Raw genomic sequence first — 19,296 nt, 5'->3', positions numbered from 1 at the left:
TCACATCGGCCGCCGGATCTCAGAGTCTTCTGAGATGTCCCTTTTATGATCGGGACATGCCGAGTCACCGGCTCGTTCTCGTGGCGGTCCTCGCCGTGGCCGGGGTTCTCGCCGGTGTGCCGCTGCCCGACGCGCCGGTCGCGTCGACGGGTGCGCCGGAGCCGCCGGTCGTGGCGCCGTCGCCCGAGGCGACCGCGTCGGCCGCCCCCGATCCGGTGGCCGACGACGAGACGCTGCGGCTGGCCTTCGCCGGCGACGTCCACTTCGAGGGCGAGTTCTCCGGCGTCCCGGCCGCGGCCGATGCCACGCTCGGCCCGATGTCCGACCTCCTGCGCGCCGCGGACCTGGCGATGGTCAACCTCGAGTCGGCGGTGACGACGCGGGGCGAGCCGGCCGCGAAGGAGCTGGAGGTCGCGTCGAACCGGTACTGGTTCCGCACCCCTCCCACCGCGCTCGACGTGCTCGCCCGCTCCGGCGTCGACGTCGTGTCCGTCGCGAACAACCACGGCGCCGACTACGGCGCGGCCGGCGTGGCCGACACCGTCGCCGCGGGCGAGACCGGCGCCGTCCCGATCGTCGGCGCGGGCCGCACCGACCGGCAGGCGTTCGCGCCGCACCGGGTGCGCGTCAAGGGCACCGACATCGCCGTCCACGCCGCCGACGCCTCACCCGTCGAGAGCGCCGACCCCACCTGGGCGGCCGCGCCCGGGACCGGGCCCGGGCTGGCGTCGGCCCGCGGCGACGGCGCTGCGGTGCTGGCCGAGGCGGTCCGCGCGTCGGCCGCGAAGGACGACCTCGTGATCGTCTACCTGCACTGGGGCGAGGAGTACAACGCCTGTCCGGTCGAGTCGCAGGAGAGCCTCGCCGCGAAACTGGCCGCGGCCGGCGCGGACATCGTCGTCGGGGCGCACGCCCACACGCCGTCCGGCGCCGGGCTGATGGGCGACACCTATGTCGCCTACGGACTCGGGAACTTCTACTGGTACCACGGCCGGGCCGCGGAGTCCGGCGTGCTGCTGCTGTCCGTCCGCGACGGCCAGATCGTCGGTGACGAGTGGCGGCCCGGCGCCATCGGGCTCGAGGGCGGCGGCCCGGCCCAGCTCGACGGCAGCGCCGCCACCGCCGCCGTCCGCGCCTGGCACGAGCTGCGCGGCTGCACCGGCCTCGCACCGGGACCCGGCCCGGACCCGGTGGCGGACCCGGTCGTGGACGGCGTCGCGCCGGAGCCGCCCGGGTTCGCGTCGTCGATCGAGCCGATCGGCCCGTCGGTCAGCCTCGCCATGCGCTCCCACGATCCCGTCGCCTGCCCGGTCCCGCTGACCGACCTGCGCCACGTCACCGTCACCCACATCGGGTTCGACGGCCGTGCGCGCCGCGGCGAGCTGGTCGTGCACGCGGACGTCGCCGCCGGTGTCGTCGACGTGTTCGCCGAGCTCTACGCCGCCCGGTTCCCGATCGAGCGGATGCTGCTGGTCGACGAGTACGGCGGCGACGACGACCGGTCGATGGCGGCCAACAACACGTCCGGCTACAACTGCCGCCGGGTGGCCGGCCAGACGACGTGGTCCAACCACGCCTACGGGCGGGCCATCGACGTCAACCCGGTGCAGAACCCGTACGTCGTCGACAGCGACGTCCGCCCGGCCGCCGCCCTCCCGTACCTCGACGTCGACCGCAGCGCGGGCGCACCGCCCGTCCCCGGCGTCATCCAGGACGGCGGCGTGGTGCGCGAGGCATTCGAACGGGCCGGCTGGGAGTGGGGTGGCCTGTTCTCCGACCCCGACTACCAGCACTTCAGCACGTCTTAGGGGACGACGACCAGCACGATCGCGAGCAGGATGTGCGGGACCGTGATGAAGGCGACGAAGGCCAGCACGATCAGCGGCAGGGCGCTCGAGTCGGAACCTCGCCGCGCCGGGCGGGCGGCCGGGCGCGGCCGAGGCTGAGCAGCCGGCCGGGGTCGCGGCGGCGGGGACGAGACCGGCGGGGTCGCCGGGCCGGCGGGCGCCGGCGTGAGCAGCGCGTCCCGGGCGGCGACCAGCCGCCGGAAGGCGTGGGCGTCGCCGCCGGTGTCGGGGTGGCCGCCGCGGCGGGCCTCGCGGCGGAACGCCTGCGTCACCTGCTGCGGGGTCGCGCCCCGCCGCACGCCGAGAACTTGGTGCGGGTCCATACCCATACGACGCCCGGCGGCGGCCAACTGTGACATCGACTTGGTCACCCTCGGGGGTCAGAAGCCGAACAGCGGGTCCCACGGGTCGTCGTCGGCGCCGCGGACCCACGCCCGCCCGGCGTCCGGCTGGTGGTCCCAGGCGTGGTGCCGGCCGTGCACCATCGCCTCGCCGAGGAACGCCCGCACCCGCTGGCTGGTGACGATGGTCCGCCGGGCCGCCTCGGCATCCCACGCCTTGGAGAGGTCGGTGCGCATCCGCTCGGACACGTCGGCGTAGCCGGGGTCGTCGACGACGTTGCGCTCCTCGCCGGGGTCGGCGCCCAGGTCGTAGAGCTGGTCCGGCAGCCCCGGGGCGCGCATCAGCTTGGTCCGGCCCCGGATGACCGCCCGTACCGGCGCGATGGTGCCCTCGGCGTAGTTCTCCAGGATCACGTCCGGGTGCTCGGCGTCGCGGCCGGCCAGCTGCGGCGCGAGGCTGGCGCCGTCGAACCGGTCCGTGACGCAGCCCGGCAGGGTGGTGCCGGCCAGCTCGGCCAGCGTCGGGTGCAGGTCGGCCAGCGACACCGGCGCGGCGACGCGGTGCCCGGCCGCGACGCCCGGCCCGGCGGCCAGCAGCGGGACCCGCACCGACCACTCCCGCAGCGTGCGCTTGAAGAACATGTCCTGCTCGCCGAGCTGGTCGCCGTGGTCGCTGGTGAACATGATGACGGTGTCGTCGGACAGGCCGAGCCGGCCCAGCTCGGCCACCAGCCCGCCCACGACGTCGTCGACGTAGCTGATCATCGCGTAGTAGCCGCGGCGAGCCCGGTACACCTGCTCGTCGGTGACCTCGTGCAGGTCGACGCCGTGGAACGCGTTGACCCAGGCGTCCAGCGGGTGCCGTTCGGCGGCGACGGCGGACCGGTCCGGCAGCCGGATCTGCCGGCCCTCGTACCGGTCCCAGTACTCCGGCGGCGCCGCGTACGGGTCGTGCGGCTGCGTCATCGACGTCACCAGCAGCCACGGCTCGGCCCGCCGCGGCCCGGTGTCCAGCGCCAGCTCACGCAGCCGCTGCAGCGTCCGGAACCGCACCTCCTCGTCGTAGTGCATCTGGTACGTCCACGGCTGCGGGCCGGACCGGTTGAGGATGTCGACGTACTCGCGCCCGCCGCTGCGCTGCTTGCCCGACAGCCGCGGCGGGTCGCCGAGGTCCTCCCACGGCCGGGTCCAGGTGAGGTCGGCCGGGAAGATGTCCGTGGTCAGCCGCTCCTCGAAGCCGTGCAACTGGTCCGGCCCGACGAAGTGCATCTTGCCCGCGAGGATGGTGCGGTAGCCGGCCCGGCGCAGGGTGTGCGCGAACGTCGGCACCGACGCCGGGAACTCCTCGGCGTTGTCGTTGCACGGGACGCCGCTGGGCAGCCGCCCGGTCATCATCGACGCGCGCGACGGCACGCACAGCGGCGAGTTGGCGTACGCGTTCTCGAACACCACGCCGCGGCCGGCCAGTGCGTCCAGGTGCGGGGTGAGGACCTCGTCGTTGCCGTACGCGCCGAGGCCGAACGCCGTCAGCTGGTCGACCATGACGATGAGGACGTTCGGGGGCTGCCCGGTCACGTCGGGGGATCTCCTTCGGGTCAGGACGCGACGGCGTCGGTGAAGACGGAGGTGTCGAAGAACGTGTCCGGCTCGACGAACTCGGGCAGCGCGCCGATGTCGACGAACACCTGCTCCATGCGGCCGACCCAGTCGAGCGCGGTGCCGTCCTCGTAGAGCGCGGCCCACTCGTCGTTGCCGTAGGTCTGCGTCTTGCCGTAGATCTCGGCGCAGTCCTCGGCGGTCATGAACTCCTCCAGCCGGGGGCACGCCTCGGCGACGGCGGCGTCGCGATCGGTGGTGAGGTCCTCGTTCGAGCGCAGCCACACCTCGGCCAGCCGGGCGAGGGCGTCCTTGTGGCCGTCGTAGTAGTCGTTGTTGGCGACCCAGCCGCCGGCGATGGCGGCGTCCTCGTAGTCGGCCGACGTGGCGATCAGCTGCGCGTCGGGCAACTGCTCCTCGACCTGCGCGTCGAACGGCGCCCACAGCGCGGCCGCCGGCACGCCGCCGGTGACGAACGTGTTGGCGACGGCGGGCATGTCCAGGTTGACGATCTCGACGTCGTCGGCGGGGACGCCCTCGGCCTCCAGCGCGACGTGCAGCAGCAGGTGCGCCGCCGACCCCGTCGTGGTGGCGACCTGCTGGCCGGCGAGGTCGGCCACAGACTCGATGCCGGAGCCGGGCGCCGCCCAGATCTGCTGGATGTCGGCCTCGAGGTTGTTCAGCAGGAACAGCTTGCCCTGCCCGCGGGCCGGGAAGTTCGCGACGACGGCGCCCATGACGCCGACGTCGATGCTGCCGCCGGTGAGCGCGTTGGACAGCGAGATGCCGGTCTGGAACGGGGTCAGCTCGACCTCCAGATCCTGCTCGGCGAAGTAGCCGCGCTCGTCGGCCAGCAGCAGGTTCATGGCCGGCGCCGGGCCGGGGATGTAGCCGATCCGGACGGTCTCGGTGCCGCCCTCGGTGCTGGCGCTGTCGCCGTCGTCACCGCCGCAAGCGGTGAGCAGCAGGCCGAGCGCGGCAAATCCGGCCACGGCCGCAGACGTCGTCGTCCGCATGATCATCTCCTCGAACGCAGTAGGGTCTCGATGTGCCGGCGCAGCCGGACGAATTCCGGCTCGGTCTTGATCTCGTGGGTGCGCCGGTCGCCCCACGGGACGTCGACGATCTCCTGCACGGTCGCGGGTCGCGCGCTCATGACGACGACCCGGTCGGCCAGGAAGATCGCCTCTTCCACCTGGTGGGTGACGAACAGGACGGTGCGCCGTTCGCGCTGGTTGATGTCGACCAGCGCCTCCTGCATCTGCTCGCGGGTCTGCGCGTCGAGCGCCGCGAACGGCTCGTCCATCAGCAGGATCTCGGGGTCGACGGCGTACGCGCGGGCGATGGCGACGCGCTGGCGCATGCCGCCGGACAGCGTCTTCGGCAGCGCGTCGGCGAAGTCGGTGAGGCCCATCATGTCCAGGTAGCGCTGGGTGACGCGGGCGCGCTCCTGCCGGGTGCCCTTCCACGCGCGCAGCCGGGTACCGAAGTCGATGTTCCGGCGCACCGTCAGCCACGGGAAGATCGCGTACTCCTGGAACACGACGCACCGCGACGGCCCTGGTCCGCGCACCGGCTCGCCGTTCACCAGCAGCTCGCCCCGGTCCGGCGTGACGAAGCCGGCGATCGCGTTGAGCAACGTGCTCTTGCCCGAGCCGCTGGGCCCGACGACCGCGACGAACTCGCCTTCGGCGATGTCGAGGTCGACGTCGCGCAGGACGTTGACGTTGCCGAAGTCCTTGCTGACGCCGCGGACGGTCAGCCCGCGGGTCGTGGTGGTGGGGTGGGTCATCGGCTTCCCCTGTCCTGCCAGCGAACGACGTAGGCCGAGAGCATCCGGATCCCGGTGTCCATGACCAGCGCGCAGACGCCGATCAGAATGATCCCGGCGTAGACCGTCGGGATGTCGAGGAAGTTGCTCGCGTTCTGGATGACGGCGCCGAGGCCCTGCTGCGCGGCGACCAGCTCGGCCGCGACCAGCGACGCCCAGCCGATGCCGAGCGAGACCCGGGCCGCCGTCATGATGTGCGGCACCGAGAGCGGGAACACGACCTTGGCGAGGATCTCGAACCGGGTCGCGCCGAGCGTCTGGGCGGCGCGCACGTACTTCTCCTCCATGGCCGCCACGCCCTCGTAGACGATGACGATGGTCGCGAAGAACGCGGCCCAGACCAGGACGATGCCGCGCGACAGCTCGCCGATGCCGAAGTAGACGATGACCAGCGGCACCAGCGCGATCGGCGGCAGCGCCCGGAGGAAGTTCACCAGCGGGTTGAACATCGCCCGGGCGATGCCGAACCAGCCGAGCACGAAGCCGATCGGCGCGGCGATGGCCAGGCCCAGCCCGACGCCGATGAGGACCCGGCGGAAGCTGATCAGCAGGTCGTCGAGCAGCCCGTTGCCGAGCCCGTCGACGATGACCCGGCCGACCTCGACCGGCGTCGGCAACAGGCCGGTGCCGAACACCTCGCCGATGGCCATCAGGTGCCAGGCCACGCCGACGACGGCGAACCCGGCGGCGCCGAGTCCCAACCGGCCCAGCCGGGCGCCGAGGTCGAACCGGCGGACCCGCAGCGCGGGGCCGTACCGGCCGGCGTCGGCGCCGGCTCCCGTCACGACGCCCTCCGCGGCGCGTGCGTGGCGATCATGAACGCTCCTTTGGTTGAACCAATAAGGCGATTAAGACCGGGGAAAGTTGTGGACCTTTTTACGCTGCCTTGATCTGGTCGTCAAGCCGCAGCAATGGGGTTGTGCCGTAGGGATCATGGCTATATGGTCGAACCATTCACGAGAGGATCATGGTCTGATGACGCTTTCGAGCACGTCCGACGCGGTCCGCCGGCCGCGCGTCGACACCGTCACGTCGAGGCTGCGGGCGCTGATCGCCGAGGAGCGCGCCCGCGGTGGCGACCGCCTGCCGCCGGAGAAGGAGCTGAGCGAGCAGCTCGGCACGTCCCGCGGCACCTTGCGCGAGGCGCTGGCCACACTCGAGGCGGCCGGCGAGATCGAGCGGCGGCGGCGGGTGGGCACGCTGATCACGGCGCCGCAGCGGGTCACGCTCGACCGCGCCATCGCGTACCCGATCGACTACATCTGCTCGGTGTCGAGCATCCTCGGCGGCGCCGGCGCCGGGCACGACGTGCGCATGGTCAGCGTGCACCGTGAGGCCGCCGACGACGAGAGCGGCCCGCTGCTGGGCCTGGCCGCGGGCGCGCCGGTGTTCCGGGTCAGCCGCTCCTACGACGTCGACGGCGTCGCCGCGGCATTGGTCGAGCACACGCTGCCGGCCACGCTGAACGGCCACGAGGTGCGCATCAACTCGCTGACCGACGGCGTCACCACGTTCTTCCGCGACGTCGAGCACGTCCCGCTGGTGCGCAGCGACCACTCCGTCACGGCCATCGCCGCCACGGGTGAGCTGGCCGCGGAGCTGGACGTGGCGCCCGGCGCGCCGCTGCTGGTCGTGCACTGCCGGCTGTTCGGCGACGACGAGCGCATCATCGCCCTCGGCCGCCTGGTCTTCCGCCCCGACGCCCTCTACCTCACCGCCAGCGCCTACCCGCGGTGATCGGTCGAGCAGCGTGCCGACGATGCCGGGTTCACGGAACGAGGGGGAGCACCCGATGACGCTCTGGTTCGGCGGCGACTACAACCCGGAGCAGTGGCCCCGCGAGGTCTGGGACGAGGACGTGCGGCTCATGGGCCGCGCGGGCGTCACCGTCGCGACGGTCGGGGTGTTCTCGTGGGCGCAGCTGGAGCCGGAGGACGGCCGGTTCGAGTTCGAGTGGCTCGACGACGTGCTCGGCCGGCTGCACGCGGGCGGCATCGGCGTCGACCTCGCCACCGCGACGGCGTCGCCCCCGCCGTGGGCGCTGCGCGGCTACCCGGACATCGCGCCGGTGACGGCCGACGGTGTGCGGCTCGGCGGCGGCAGCCGGCAGCACTACAGCCCGCACTCGCCCAGCTACCGGCGGCTGGCCGGGCGGCTGGTGCGGGCGCTGGCCGAGCGCTACGGCTCGCATCCGGCGCTGGTCGCCTGGCACGTCAACAACGAGTTCGGCTGCCACGTGAGCCGCTGCTACGGCGAGCACGCCGCCGACGCGTTCCGGGCGTGGCTGCGCGCGCGGTACGAGACCGTCGACGCGCTGAACGCGGCGTGGGGGACGGCCTTCTGGTCGCAGCGCTACGCGAACTTCGACGAGATCGAGCCGCCACGGGCCGCGCCGACGCTGCTCAACCCGGCCCAGGTGCTCGACTTCGACCGGTTCAGCTCCGACGCGCTGCTCGACCTGCACCGGGCCGAGGCGGCGATCCTGCGCGAGTTCAGCCCGGGCGTGCCGATCACCACCAACTTCATGGGGCCGTTCCGGGCGCTGGACTACTGGCGGTGGGCCGAGGAGGTCGACTTCGTCTCCGACGACAGCTACCCGGACCCGGCCGACCCGGACTCGCCGGCCACCGCCGCGCTGGGTCGCGACCTCATGCGCTCGCTGGCGGGCGACCGGCCGTGGGTGCTGATGGAGCAGGCGCCGAGCGCGGTGAACTGGCGGCCGCGCAACGCGCCGAGCCGCCGGGCGGCAACCGGGTGCTGTCCATGCAGGCGCTGGCCCGCGGCGCGGACGGGATCATGTACTTCCAGTGGCGGCAGGCGGCCAGCGGCGCCGAGACCTTCCACTCCGCGATGGTGCCGCACGGCGGGCCGGACACCCGGATCTACCGCGAGGTCGAGGCGCTCGGCGCCGAACTGGGCACCCTCGGGTGGCTGGAGCGGCAGCCGGTGCCGGCCCGCGTCGCGATCGTGTTCGACTGGACCTCCTGGTGGGCGCTGGAGCAGCCGTCCCGGCCGACGGCGCTGAGCTACCTCGGCATCGTCACCGACTGGTACCGGGCGTTCTGGGACCGGTCGGTGACGGTCGACTTCGTCCGGCCCGGCGCCGACCTCTCGGCGTACCGGCTGGTCGTGGCGCCGGTCCTGTTCGCCGCGGACGCCGCCGCCCTCGACGGCCTGCACGCGTTCGCGGCGTCGGGTGGCGCGCTGGCGGTCACGTTCCAGTCCGGCGTCCTCGACGAGTCGCTGCACGTCCACCCGTCCGGCTACCTCGGCCCGCTGGCCACCACGCTGGGCGTCCGCGTCGAGGAGTTCGCGCCGCTGGCCGGCCCGCCGGGCGCCGAGCCACCGGACATCCCCGTCGACGGCGAGCTGGGCCCGCTCACCGGCCGGCTGTGGAGCGAGTACACCCACGCCGACGGCGCCGACGTCCTGGCCACCTTCGCCGCCGGTGACGTCGCCGGCTGGCCGGCCGTCACCCGCAACAGCGTCGGCTCCGGCTCCGCCTGGTACGTCGCCACCCACCCCGACGCGGCCGGCCTCGGCCGGGTGGCCGGCGCCCTGCTCGACGCCGCTGGGGTCGGCGGCGTCCTCGACCGCAGCGCCGACGGCGTCGAGGCGATCGTCCGCGGCGACGCCACCTTCCTGCTCAACCACCGCGGCGACGACCGCCGGGTGGTCTGGCGGGGCGAGGAGCTGGTGCTCGGCCCGCGGGAGGCGCGCATCGTGAGGCAATAGTCCCGACGCTGTCCCATTCCGGGCCGCTGCTTCGTCATAGTGGTGAGAGCGCGCCTTCGGAGGTTTCCATGCAGTACGCCCTGATGTTCTACGCCGAGCCCGGCCACGAGGCCGAGTTGTCCGACGCCGAGCGGGCCGCGGTGAGGGCCGAGTACGAGGCCCTGCGCGGCGATCGCCGGTTCCTCAGTGGCGCGCAACTGCAGCCGGCCGAGACCGCGACCAGCGTCCGGGTGGCCGGCGGCCGGACGTTGCTGACCGACGGGCCGTTCGCCGACACCAAAGAGGTGCTCGGCGGCATCTGCCTGATCGAGGCGGCGAACCTCGACGAGGCCATCGAGCTGGCCGCGGCCATCCCGGTGGCCCGCCACGGCGGCGTCGTCGAGGTGCGGCCGCTGGTGGGGCTGCGCTGACGGCGCTCGACGAGATCTTCCGCGACGAGTGGGGCCGGGTGCTGGCCTCGCTCGCCGGGTACCTCGGCGACCTCGACCGCGCGGAGGAGGCCGCGCAGGAGGCGTTCGCCATCGCCGCCGCGCGCTGGCCCGAGACGGGCGCGCCCGACAACCCGGCCGCGTGGCTGGTGACGACGGCGCGCAACCGGGCGATCGACCGCATCCGCCGCGAGCGGACGCTGGCCGAGAAGCTGCACCTCCTGCCGGCACCGGAGGCCACCATGGACGAGTTCGACGACACCGTGATCAAGGACGAGCGGCTCGGACTGATCTTCACCTGCTGCCACCCGGCGCTGGCGCTGGAGGGGCAGGTGGCGCTGACGCTGCGCGCGCTCGGCGGCCTCGAGACCGCCGACATCGCCCGCGCCTTCCTGGTCTCCGAGGAGACGATGAAGCGCCGGCTGACCCGGGCCAAGGCCAAGATCAAGGCGGCCGGCATCCCGTTCGCGGTGCCGGACGAGCGGCTGCTGCCGGACCGCCTCGACGCCGTGCTGGCGATCATCTACCTGATCTACAACGAGGGCTACAGCGGCCGCGTCGACCTCGGCGCCGAGGCGATCCGGCTGGGCCGGGTGCTGGCCGCGCTGCTGGACGACCAGCCCGAGGTGCACGGGCTGGTCGCGCTGATGCTGATCCACCAGGCCCGTCAGGCCGCCCGGTTCGACGGCGACGACCTCGTGCTGCTCGAGGACCAGGACCGCTCGCTGTGGGACGGGACGCTGCTGGCGGCCGGCCGCGCCGAGCTGAACCGCGCGATCGAGCTGGGCGGCGGCGGGCCGTACGTGCTGCAGGCGGCCATCGCGTCCTTGCAGACCCGCGAGCGGATCGACTGGCCGCGGGTGGCCGGGCTGTACCGCCGGCTGGCCGAGCTGACCGGCTCGCCGGTGGTCGAGCTGAACCGGGCCGTGGCGCTGGCCCAGGCCGGCGACCCCGCCGCCGCACTGAGCGCCGTCGACCGCCTCGACCTCGACGGCTACCTGTACTTCCACTCCACCCGCGGCGAGCTGCTGCGCCGGCTGGGCCGCGACGCCGAGGCGGGTGCGGCGTACCGGCGCGCGCTCGACCTCGCCACGACGACGCCGGAGCGGCGGTTCCTCACCCGGCGGCTGGAAGAACTCTGACCCGGGCCGTCCCCTGGGCGGCCGCTCGTTCGTCGACCCGGTATGAGCGACGTATCCACACTGGTCGTCGACGGCGAGCTGATCCGCCCCGGCGACGACGCGTACGACACCCACCGCAACACCTACCAGCGTCAGGGCAGCCCGGCCCTGATCGTGCGGGCCCACACCATCGACGACGTCCGCCGCGCCCTCGCCGCCGCCCGCGAGCACGACCTCCTGCTGTCCGTGCGCAGCGGCGGGCACGGGTTCCCCGGCTTCGCCACCAACGACGGCGGCATCGTGCTCGACCTCGGCCCGCTCGACGGCGTCGAGGTGCTGGACGCGGACCGCCACCTGGTCCGCGTCGGCGCCGGGGCGCGCTGGGCCGCCGTCACCGAGGCGCTGAAACCGCACGGCCTGGTGATCTCCTCCGGCGACACCACCGACGTCGGCGTCGGCGGGCTGATCCTCGGCGGCGGCATCGGCTGGATGGTGCGCCGGTTCGGCCTCACCATCGACGCCGTGGTCGCGGCCGAGGTCGTCACCGCCGACGGCCGCGTGCTGCGGGCCAGCGCCGCCGAGAACGCCGACCTGTTCTGGGCGCTGCGCGGCGGTGGCGGCGCCTTCGCCGTCGTCACCGCGTTCGAGGTGATCGCCCAGCCGGTGCCGGAGGTGTACTTCGGGCACATCGGCTACCCGCGCGGCGACGCACCCGCCGTCCTGCGTGGCTGGCGCGACGCCATGCGCGCGGCGCCGGACGAGCTGACGTCGATGATGGTGCTGCTGCCGGACGGCTTCGCGCCGCAGTCGCTGCTGATCGGCGTCTGCGTGGCGCACGGCGACGCCGAGGCGGCCGAGGCGGTGGTCGAGCCGCTGCTCCGGCTCGGCGACGCGACCGTCCTGGACCTGCGGGTCCGGCCGTACGGCGAGATCCTCGCCCCGCCGCCTCCGGTGCCGCCGGGCGGCGCGCCGCCGCTGGCGAGGAACCGTTTGACCACGGACCTCAGCGACGAGCTGATCGACGCCTACCTGGCCGGGCTGACCGCCGGTCCGCCGGTCGTCGGCCAGGTGCGCGCGCTGGGCGGCGCCGTCGCCCGGGTGGCCGGCACCGAGACGGCGTTCGCCCACCGCGACAGCGAAGCCTTCCTGTCGGCCGTCGCGCTGTCACCGGCGCCGGAGGCGCGCGCGGCGTTCGACGCCTACTGGGCGACGCTCGCCCCGCACACCCGCGGCGCCTACGGCAACCTGATGAGCTCGCTCGACCCGGCCGACGTGGCCGAGCTGTACCCGCCGGAGACCAGCCGCCGGCTGGCCGCCGTCAAGGCGAGCTACGACCCGGACGAGCTGTTCCGGCAGGCCTACCCGGTCGGCTGACCGGCTACGGCGTGGCGGCGTCCTCCGCGGGCGCCGTCGCGCCGTCCTGGGGCGTCGCGTCGTCGCCGGAGCCGCCGGCCTCGACGGCGTCGACCTGCTCCTGGGTGTACCCGCAGTAGTTGACCGCCTCGCGCTGCCAGTAGCTGACCAGCCGGGACTTGCCGGCGGCGTGGGCGTCGGCAACGGTGCCCTCGTAGATGCGGCCGTCCTGCGACTCGCGGTTGACGTCGGGCACCTCTTCGCAGACGTGGAAGACCGAGCCGGAGCGCGTCCAGTAGACGAGGTCCTCGCCGGTCAGCTGCTCGATGATGTTCGACTCCTCGGTGTACTGCTCGACCGAGGGCGAGTCGAAGTCGATGCCGAAGTACACCGCGACGGCGGCGACGGCGACCGCGATGCCGCCGGCGATGCCCTTCTGCTTGCCGTCCATGTCCTTGTTGGCGAAGATCAGCACGATCAGCGGCAGGAACGCGATGACGGTGATGATCGCGCCGAGCTGGTTCTGGACGAAGAACCTGGTCGGTTCGCTCTTCGACGCCGGATCGAGCCGGTTGGCCCGCTTCCACAGCAGCGACCCGCCGATGGCCAGCGCACCGATCACGACGATCATGACGATCAGCAGGACCATGTTGACCGGGTCCTGGCGGAGCACCCAGAAGATGGCGAACGCCTCGCCGGCGATGGCCAGCAGCCAGAGCCCGGCGGCGATCAGCCGGAACTTCGTGGCCTGCTGCTTCGCCTCGGGTGTGGGCGTCCAGGTAGGTCGGTCGGCAGCGCCCTCGGTCGTGGCTTCCGGGGCGGATTCGACCCGGACGACCTCCTTCTTCTTCCTGCTGCGTCCAGCCACGATGATCCTCCCGCGGTAGATGGGCGGCATGAGCATATTGGCAAGGCCCGATGCGCGCCTGTCGTAACGAGAAATGGGCGTTCCATGATCATCAACCTTCTGCGTCGTGATAGCAGCCCAAAAGGTTGATGATCATGGTGGTCAGCGGGTGATGCGCATGCGCACGAGGTCGGTGCGCTGTAACGACACACCGTGGGCGACCGGCTCGCCCCGGCGGGCGAACGTGATCTGGGTCGCCTGCAGCGCCGGCGCGCCGTCGGCGAGGTCGAGCGCGCGGGCGTCGTCGCCGTGGACGCAGACCGCCTCCAGTTCCGTCGACGCGTGCATGGCGGCGCCCGCGGTGTGCCGGTTGAGCAGCTCGTACAGCGACGTCTCGATGCGCAGCATGGGGCTGGGGTCGATCGGCCGGCCGAACAGCTGGGCCGGGACGATCTCGTTCATCAGCGCCGACGGGTCGCCGTCGACGGCGAACAGCCGGCGGATGTGCCATGCCTTCGCGCCGGGCTCCAGTCGCAGCGCCGCCGCCGCGACCGGCGGCGACGGCAGCAGCTCACAGGATGCGTCCAGCAGCGTGACGGCGCGGCCGCCGGACCCGACGCGGTCGCGGTAGGACTCGATCGCGGACATGTTCAGCGACGCCACCTTCGGCGGCTCGCTCACGAACGTGCCGGCGCCCCACTGGCGGGTGACGATGTCCTCGGCGGCCAGCACGACCAGCGCCTCGCGCACCGTCGTCCGCGACACCTCCAGCGTCTCGGCCAGCTCCTTCTCCGGCGGCAGCCGGTCGCCCGGTGCGAACTCGGTCGCGACGAGGTGCCGCAACCGCAACAGGGCGCTCTGCGCCGCGGAGTCCCGCCTCATGATCGACTACCACCCTCGTGCGTGTTCATCGGTCGTCATCGGTGGAGCGCCACACCGCCTCCAGCACTCGCATGGTGTTGCCCCCGAGCACCTTCGCGATGTCCGCATCAGAGTAGCCGTGCTGCACCAGCCACCCGGTGATGTTGTGGAAGCTTTCGCCCGGATTCTCCACCCCGGCGACGTAGTCGACCAGCGGGTGCTCGATCCGGTTCTCGTCCTTGTGCGCGTAGTTGCCCGCGTAGGTCCGGTGCACCGCCACGTGGTCGCCGAACATGGTGTCCGGGCCGAACGTCACGTGGTCGATGCCGACGAGGTCGACGCAGTACTGGAAGTGGTCCATGAAGGACTCCAGCGAGTGCTCCGGGTGCGCCTCGGACAGCGTGGTGTGCGGCGCGGCCTCGATGCCGATGATCCCGCCCCGCTCCGCGCAGGCCCGGATGACGTCGTCCGGCTTGAGCCGGGGGATCGGCCAGACGGCGCGGGCGCCGGCGTGGGTGATCATCACCGGCACCGACGACGCCTCGATGACGTCGAGGCCGGTGCGGTCGCCGCAGTGCGAGATGTCGATGGCCATGCCGAGCTTGTTCATCCGCTCGACGGCGCGCCGGCCGAAGTGCGTCAGTCCGGCGTCGGAGCGCTCGGACAGCCCGGACCCGAGCAGGTTGGCCTGCGAGTAGGCGATGCCCAGCTGGCGCACGCCGAACCCGTACAGCATGTCGATGCGGTCCAGCTCGTTCTCGATCATCGTGGCGCACTCGAGCCCGGCGATCAGCGCGACCTTGCCGGCCGCCTTGGCGTCGCGGATGTCCTGCACGGTGGTGGCGTGCACGACGAAGTCCTGCTTGGCGAGGTCGGCCAGCCGGAAGCCGAGCGCGTAGATCATGTCGTCCCACTTCCAGCCGTGCTGGCTGGTGACGCAGGACGCGCCGGCCATGAAGTTGTCGACCACCGCGGTCAGCCCGGAGTGGGCCAGGCCCTCGTAGCCGGTGCGCTGCCGGCCGGTGCGGTTGTAGCGGCGGATCTCGTCCGCGTCCTCGGGCAGGACGACGGCGTGCTCGTGCAGCGAGATCACGACGTTCTCCGCCAGCAGCCGGGCCACCCGGGCCCGCTCGTCCTCCGTCAGCCCGCCGTCATAGGCGGGGACGCGGCCGATCTCGGCGGCCAGGCGGAAGTCCTGGTAGTCGGCGCCGGCCTTCAGGTACGAGTAGGCGCGGTAGCCGTCGTACGCGGGGGCGGGGGACGTGGTCACTGTGCTCCTCACGGTCATGCGGTCTGGGCGGGCATGGGGTGGTGGCAGGCGAACGCCTGCCGGTGCCGGTCGTCGCCGGCGAGCAGCGGCTCGACGGTCGCGCACTCGTCGGTCGCCTTCCAGCAGCGGGTGCGGAACCGGCAGCCGGACGGCGGGTCCACCGGGCTCGGGGGGTCGCCCTCGAGCAGCCGGCGGCTGCGCCGGCCGCGCAGCTGCGGGTCCGGCATCGGCACCGCGGACAGCAGCGCCGACGTGTACGGGTGCCGCGGGCTGTCGTAGACGTCGCGGCGCGAGCCCAGCTCGGCCAGCTTGCCGAGGTACATCACGCCGACGCGGTCGGAGATGTGCCGGACGACGGACAGGTCGTGCGCGATGAACACGTAGGCCAGTCCCAGCTCCCGCTGCAGCCGCTGGAACAGGTTCACGACCTGCGCCTGGATCGACACGTCCAGCGCCGACACCGGCTCGTCGCAGACGATGACGTCGGGGGAGAGCGCGAGCGCGCGGGCGATGCCGATGCGCTGGCGCTGCCCGCCGGAGAACTGGAACGGGTACCGGTCGAGATGGTCCGGGTCCAGCCCGACCAGCTCGACGAGCTCGGCGATGCGGGCCTCCTGCTGCTTGCGTGGCAGCAGGTCGCGGTGGATCTCGAACGGCTGGCGCAGCAGTTCGCGGACGGTGCGCCGCGGGTTCAGCGACGTGTACGGGTCCTGCAGCACGATCTGCACGCGGCGGCGCAGCTCGCGGGCCTGGCGGCCGCGGACGGCGTGCACGTCGGTGCCGCGGAACCGGACGACGCCGGACGTCGGCGTCTCCAGCCCGACGATCATCCGGGCCAGCGTGGACTTCCCGCAGCCGGATTCGCCGACGATGCCGAGGGTCTCGCCGGCGTGCAGCTGGAAGCTGACGCCGTCGACGGCGCGGACGGCCGGCGCCGGGCGTCCGGGCAGGACGGCGCGGCGACCGGTGAAGTGCCGGGTCAGGTCCTCGACCGAGAGCACCGGCTCAGACGCGGCCATGGAGCACCTCCTCGTGACGGTGGCAGGCACTGGCCCGGCCGGCCGGGAGCACCTGCGTCAGGTCCGGGCGCGACGTCGTGCACAGGTCGATCGCGACGTCGCAGCGGTTCGCGAACGCGCACCCGGCGACCCGGCTGAGCACGGTGGGCGGCGAGCCCGGGATCGCCCAGAGCGCCTCGTCCTCGCGGTCCAGCCGCGGGATCGAGTGCAGCAGGCCGCGGGTGTACGGGTGCGCGGGCCGGGCGAACACGTCGTCGACGCGGCCACGCTCGACGATCCGCCCCGCGTACATGACCGCCAGCGTGTCGGCGGTCTCCGCGACGACGCCGAGGTCGTGGGTGATGAGGATCATCCCCATGCCGGTCTCGTCCTGCAGGTCCAGCAGCAGGTCCATGATCTGCGCCTGGACGGTGACGTCGAGCGCCGTGGTGGGCTCGTCGGCGATGAGGACGGTCGGCTCGAGAGCCAGCGCCATCGCGATCATCGCGCGCTGGCGCATGCCGCCGGAGAACTGGTGCGGGTACTCCTTGGCCCGCTGCTTCGCCGCCGGGATCCGCACCCGCGCCATCAGCTCGACGGCGCCGGCGGCGGCCGCGCGCCGGTTCAGCCCGCGCCGGGTGCGCAGCAGCTCGGCGATCTGCTCGCCGACGGTGAAGACCGGGTTGAGCGCGGAGAGCGCGTCCTGGAAGACGATCGCGATCTGCTCGCCGCTGACCAGCCGCCGTTCCTCGGCGGAGACCGTGACGAGGTCCCTGCCGCCGAACTGCACCTGGCCACCGGTGATGCGTCCGGGCGGATCGATCAGGCCCATGACGGAGCGCGCGGTGACGGACTTGCCGGAGCCGGACTCGCCCAGCACCGCCAGCGTGCGCCCGGCGTACACGTCGAGGCTGACGTTCTGCACCACCGGCCGGATGCCGTCGCGGGTGTCGAACTCGACGCTGAGGTCGCGCACGCTCAGGACCGGCGCGCCCTCGGCGGGCTGGCGCGGCGCGGCGACCATCGTCTCAGCCATGAGGGGTGACCCCTACGTCGCGTAGGAAGCCGCGCACCGTCGCCTGGAACAGCTCCGGCTCCTCCAGTTGCGGCGAGTGGCCGGAGTGCTCGAACACGACCAGCCGGCCGTCGGCGACGCTGCCGGCGATCAGCTCCGACGCGGGCACCGGCGTGCGCCAGTCGTGCCGTCCGACGGTGACCAGCACCGGGCAGGTGATCTCCGGCAACCGGCCGGTGAGGTCGTAGGCGGGCATGTTCACGCCGAACGCCGCGTTGTGCGTCGCGAAGTGGTACTGGGTGTTCGCCGCCTTCCGCTCGACCGCGGCGGGGTCGTAGTGGTGGTCGTACAGCGGCAGGATGGCCCGCCAGTACCGCTCGAACTCGGTGTTGTCGGCGAAGTTGCCGGTGCCGATGCGCTCGATCGCCCACGGGTCGATCGGGACGACGTCGAAGTCGCGGGCCCGCTCGACGGCCAGGTGGTCGTGCGAGGTGTCGGCGGCGGTGTCGCGCAGCACCAGCGCCCGGACCCGGTCCGGGTGCGCGAGCGTGTACTCCATCGCGAGGAAGCCGCCGTAGGAGCCGCCGGCCATGACGATGTCGCCGAGGCCGAACCGGGTGCGGATCTCCTCGATGTCGGCCACCCACTGCTCGTGGCTGAACGGGCCGTCGTCGGAGGACGAGCCGGAGCCGCGGGCGTCGAACGTCACGATCCGGTAGGCGTCGGCGAACGGGCCGAACGAGCGCAGCGGCTCGGACCGCGAGCCCAGGCCCGGCGCGCCGTGGTGGACGACGATCGCCGGCGCGTCCTGCGGCCCGAGCTCCTCGATGACGAGGCGCGCGCCGTTGATGGTCTCGGTGAACGTGCGGGAGTTCGTCATGCCGGGATCACGTTCTCCTCGAGGGTGCGCGGGTAGGTGGTGAGCCGCTCGGGACCGTCGTCGGTGACCAGCACGGTGTCGGAGATGCGGTACCCGCCGTGGCCGGGGACGTAGACGCCCGGCTCGCTGGACAGCACCATGCCGGTGGCCAACGGCGTCGGGTCGCCGTCCTCGACCCAGGGCGCCTCGTGCTGCTGCACGCCGATGCCGTGGCCCTGACGGTGCCGCAGGTACTCGCCCAGCCCGCCGTCGCGGATGACGTCGAGGCACTCGGCGTTGACGTCGGCGCACGTGCGGCCCACGCGCATGGCCTCGGTGCCGACGTGCTGCGCGGTGCGGGCGGTCTCGAAGTAGCGGCGCTGGTCCGCGCTCGGCTCGCCGATGACGAACGTCCGCTCGCTCTCGACGAACCGGCTCAGCACGGCCGCGCCGAGCGACAGGATCAGCGTGTCGCCGCGCTGGACCCGGCGGCTGCTGGGCAGGCCGTGCGGGTTGGCGGCGTTCGGCCCGGCGTAGACCAGCCCGCCGGCCAGTTTTGTCGTGAACACCACGTGGTCGTAGCGCTGGTAGACGAGGTCGGTGCCGTGGCCGATGACGTGCCGGGCGATCTCGCCCTCGCGCGGCAGCTCGCCGCCCGCGGCGATGGCGTCCTCGATGACGGCGCGGCCGGCGGCCAGCATGGAGTCGCAGATGTCCGCGGCCTGCCGGTGCAGCGCGATCTCCTCCGGCGCCTTGGTCAGCCGCAGCCCGGCGACGACGTCCGTCGTCGCCCAGGTGGCGTCCGGCAGCACGCCTCGCAGCCGGTCGAACGTCCCGACCGAGATCGACGACGTGTAGGCGATGCGGGCCGCGCCGAGGCCGCGGCGGCGCAGCAGCTGCCCCAGGTGCTCCTCGGGGCTGGTGACGCCGGGGTACTCGAAGTAGGTCTGGACGGGCGCGTGGATGCGCTGCTGCTCGGCGTACTCGCGGTCCAGCTCGGGGACGAGCACGAACCGGTCGTGGTCGGCGCCGATCCACAGGTACACCGGGCGCTCGGTGACCGCGTAGCAGAACCCCACGAGGTAGGCGACGTCGGCGGGGTGGGTCACCAGCAGGCCGTCGTGGCCGTCGGCGCCGAGCCGCTCGACCACGCGGTCGAGGGCACCGAGGTAGAACGAGTCGGGCAGGTGCACG

18 protein-coding genes and 1 pseudogene are annotated in these 19,296 nt (G+C 73.0%); 7 read left to right on the top strand and 12 right to left on the bottom strand.

Annotated features, from left to right (window positions below; translation table 11 throughout):
- Positions 1-56: 56 nt before the first annotated feature.
- A complete protein-coding gene (locus ACW62_RS35125; RefSeq protein WP_053203517.1) occupies positions 57-1,808 on the top strand; it encodes a CapA family protein in 1,752 nt (583 codons plus the stop codon).
- Here the strand turns inward: ACW62_RS35125 and ACW62_RS07935 are convergent.
- Genes ACW62_RS07935 through ACW62_RS07915 form a run of 5 tightly spaced genes read right to left on the bottom strand, consistent with a single transcriptional unit; the run spans position 1,805 to position 6,400 of the window.
- Complete coding sequence (locus tag ACW62_RS07935; protein WP_053203516.1) at positions 1,805-2,170, bottom strand: J domain-containing protein; 366 nt, start codon at positions 2,168-2,170, stop codon at positions 1,805-1,807. The genes ACW62_RS35125 and ACW62_RS07935 overlap by 4 nt on opposite strands.
- Positions 2,171-2,227: 57 nt before the next feature.
- Positions 2,228-3,763: a choline-sulfatase gene (betC, locus tag ACW62_RS07930; RefSeq protein ID WP_053203515.1), complete on the bottom strand. Its 1,536-nt coding sequence runs from the start codon at positions 3,761-3,763 to the stop codon at positions 2,228-2,230.
- A 20-nt stretch (positions 3,764-3,783) separates the two neighbouring features.
- Positions 3,784-4,800, bottom strand: a complete 1,017-nt coding sequence (locus ACW62_RS07925; RefSeq protein WP_169792009.1) for an ABC transporter substrate-binding protein — start codon at positions 4,798-4,800, stop codon at positions 3,784-3,786.
- Between the two features lie 2 nt (positions 4,801-4,802).
- A complete protein-coding gene (locus ACW62_RS07920; protein ID WP_053203513.1) occupies positions 4,803-5,576 on the bottom strand; it encodes an ABC transporter ATP-binding protein in 774 nt (257 codons plus the stop codon).
- Positions 5,573-6,400, bottom strand: coding sequence for an ABC transporter permease (locus ACW62_RS07915; RefSeq protein ID WP_157574509.1), 828 nt, complete (start codon positions 6,398-6,400; stop codon positions 5,573-5,575). The genes ACW62_RS07920 and ACW62_RS07915 overlap by 4 nt, the downstream gene beginning before the upstream one ends.
- Before the next feature lie 190 nt (positions 6,401-6,590).
- Between ACW62_RS07915 and ACW62_RS07910 the strand changes: the two genes are divergently transcribed.
- The 6 genes and pseudogenes from ACW62_RS07910 to ACW62_RS07890 all read left to right on the top strand — a co-directional run bounded on the left by ACW62_RS07910 (position 6,591) and on the right by ACW62_RS07890 (position 12,273).
- Positions 6,591-7,352, top strand: coding sequence for a GntR family transcriptional regulator (locus ACW62_RS07910; protein ID WP_053203512.1), 762 nt, complete (start codon positions 6,591-6,593; stop codon positions 7,350-7,352).
- 22 nt (positions 7,353-7,374) lie between these two features.
- A pseudogene (locus ACW62_RS35730) lies at positions 7,375-8,474 on the top strand (beta-galactosidase); the annotation flags it as partial.
- A 108-nt stretch (positions 8,475-8,582) separates the two neighbouring features.
- Complete coding sequence (locus ACW62_RS35120) at positions 8,583-9,350, top strand: beta-galactosidase (RefSeq protein ID WP_240477265.1); 768 nt, start codon at positions 8,583-8,585, stop codon at positions 9,348-9,350.
- Positions 9,351-9,418: 68 nt separating this feature from the next.
- The gene (locus ACW62_RS07900; protein ID WP_053203511.1) at positions 9,419-9,760 is read left to right on the top strand and encodes a YciI family protein; all 342 of its coding nucleotides are present in this window, start codon (positions 9,419-9,421) and stop codon (positions 9,758-9,760) included.
- A gap of 38 nt (positions 9,761-9,798) precedes the next feature.
- Positions 9,799-10,920, top strand: coding sequence for an RNA polymerase sigma factor (locus ACW62_RS07895; protein ID WP_053203510.1), 1,122 nt, complete (start codon positions 9,799-9,801; stop codon positions 10,918-10,920).
- Between the two features lie 42 nt (positions 10,921-10,962).
- A complete protein-coding gene (locus ACW62_RS07890) occupies positions 10,963-12,273 on the top strand; it encodes an FAD-binding oxidoreductase (RefSeq protein ID WP_053203509.1) in 1,311 nt (436 codons plus the stop codon).
- 4 nt (positions 12,274-12,277) lie between these two features.
- On the opposite strand, the gene ACW62_RS07885 is transcribed toward ACW62_RS07890, so the two are convergent.
- The 7 genes from ACW62_RS07885 to ACW62_RS07855 all read right to left on the bottom strand — a co-directional run bounded on the left by ACW62_RS07885 (position 12,278) and on the right by ACW62_RS07855 (position 19,295).
- Positions 12,278-13,120 (bottom strand): hypothetical protein, encoded by an 843-nt coding sequence (locus ACW62_RS07885; RefSeq protein WP_157574507.1) that lies wholly within the window; start codon positions 13,118-13,120, stop codon positions 12,278-12,280.
- A 141-nt stretch (positions 13,121-13,261) separates the two neighbouring features.
- Positions 13,262-13,981, bottom strand: a complete 720-nt coding sequence (locus ACW62_RS07880; protein WP_053203507.1) for a GntR family transcriptional regulator — start codon at positions 13,979-13,981, stop codon at positions 13,262-13,264.
- Between the two features lie 25 nt (positions 13,982-14,006).
- Positions 14,007-15,248 (bottom strand): dipeptidase, encoded by a 1,242-nt coding sequence (locus ACW62_RS07875; protein WP_053203506.1) that lies wholly within the window; start codon positions 15,246-15,248, stop codon positions 14,007-14,009.
- Positions 15,245-16,249 carry an ABC transporter ATP-binding protein gene (locus ACW62_RS07870; protein ID WP_053203505.1) on the bottom strand — a complete coding sequence of 335 codons (1,005 nt, stop codon included), beginning with the start codon at positions 16,247-16,249 and terminating at the stop codon, positions 15,245-15,247. Before ACW62_RS07870 ends, ACW62_RS07875 begins: the two co-directional genes overlap by 4 nt.
- The gene (locus ACW62_RS07865) at positions 16,236-17,264 is read right to left on the bottom strand and encodes an ABC transporter ATP-binding protein (protein WP_053203504.1); all 1,029 of its coding nucleotides are present in this window, start codon (positions 17,262-17,264) and stop codon (positions 16,236-16,238) included. The genes ACW62_RS07870 and ACW62_RS07865 overlap by 14 nt, the downstream gene beginning before the upstream one ends.
- Positions 17,257-18,123, bottom strand: a complete 867-nt coding sequence (locus ACW62_RS07860; RefSeq protein ID WP_053203503.1) for an alpha/beta fold hydrolase — start codon at positions 18,121-18,123, stop codon at positions 17,257-17,259. Before ACW62_RS07860 ends, ACW62_RS07865 begins: the two co-directional genes overlap by 8 nt.
- Positions 18,120-19,295, bottom strand: coding sequence for a M24 family metallopeptidase (locus tag ACW62_RS07855; RefSeq protein ID WP_083459409.1), 1,176 nt, complete (start codon positions 19,293-19,295; stop codon positions 18,120-18,122). The genes ACW62_RS07860 and ACW62_RS07855 overlap by 4 nt, the downstream gene beginning before the upstream one ends.
- Position 19,296: the final 1 nt, after the last annotated feature.

It is taken from the genome of Jiangella muralis (genome assembly GCF_001270745.1).
Classification (GTDB): Bacteria; Actinomycetota; Actinomycetes; order Jiangellales; family Jiangellaceae; genus Jiangella; species Jiangella muralis.
The sequence above is the reverse complement of the archived record's forward strand: the minus strand, read 5'-3'. Positions and strand labels throughout refer to the sequence as shown.

What these genes read in the sequence shown, in the direction of transcription:
- ACW62_RS07860 (WP_053203503.1), bottom strand. Translation starts at nt 18,123, where the DNA reads ATGACGAACTCCCGCACGTTCACCGAGACCATCAACGGCGCGCGCCTC.
- ACW62_RS07910 (WP_053203512.1), top strand. Translation starts at nt 6,591, where the DNA reads ATGACGCTTTCGAGCACGTCCGACGCGGTCCGCCGGCCGCGCGTCGAC.
- ACW62_RS07880 (WP_053203507.1), bottom strand. Translation starts at nt 13,981, where the DNA reads ATGAGGCGGGACTCCGCGGCGCAGAGCGCCCTGTTGCGGTTGCGGCAC.
- ACW62_RS07920 (WP_053203513.1), bottom strand. Translation starts at nt 5,576, where the DNA reads ATGACCCACCCCACCACCACGACCCGCGGGCTGACCGTCCGCGGCGTC.
- ACW62_RS07870 (WP_053203505.1), bottom strand. Translation starts at nt 16,249, where the DNA reads ATGGCCGCGTCTGAGCCGGTGCTCTCGGTCGAGGACCTGACCCGGCAC.
- ACW62_RS35125 (WP_053203517.1), top strand. Translation starts at nt 57, where the DNA reads ATGCCGAGTCACCGGCTCGTTCTCGTGGCGGTCCTCGCCGTGGCCGGG.
- ACW62_RS07935 (WP_053203516.1), bottom strand. Translation starts at nt 2,170, where the DNA reads ATGGACCCGCACCAAGTTCTCGGCGTGCGGCGGGGCGCGACCCCGCAG.
- ACW62_RS07875 (WP_053203506.1), bottom strand. Translation starts at nt 15,248, where the DNA reads ATGACCGTGAGGAGCACAGTGACCACGTCCCCCGCCCCCGCGTACGAC.
- ACW62_RS07925 (WP_169792009.1), bottom strand. Translation starts at nt 4,800, where the DNA reads ATGCGGACGACGACGTCTGCGGCCGTGGCCGGATTTGCCGCGCTCGGC.
- ACW62_RS07865 (WP_053203504.1), bottom strand. Translation starts at nt 17,264, where the DNA reads ATGGCTGAGACGATGGTCGCCGCGCCGCGCCAGCCCGCCGAGGGCGCG.
- ACW62_RS07900 (WP_053203511.1), top strand. Translation starts at nt 9,419, where the DNA reads ATGCAGTACGCCCTGATGTTCTACGCCGAGCCCGGCCACGAGGCCGAG.
- ACW62_RS07890 (WP_053203509.1), top strand. Translation starts at nt 10,963, where the DNA reads ATGAGCGACGTATCCACACTGGTCGTCGACGGCGAGCTGATCCGCCCC.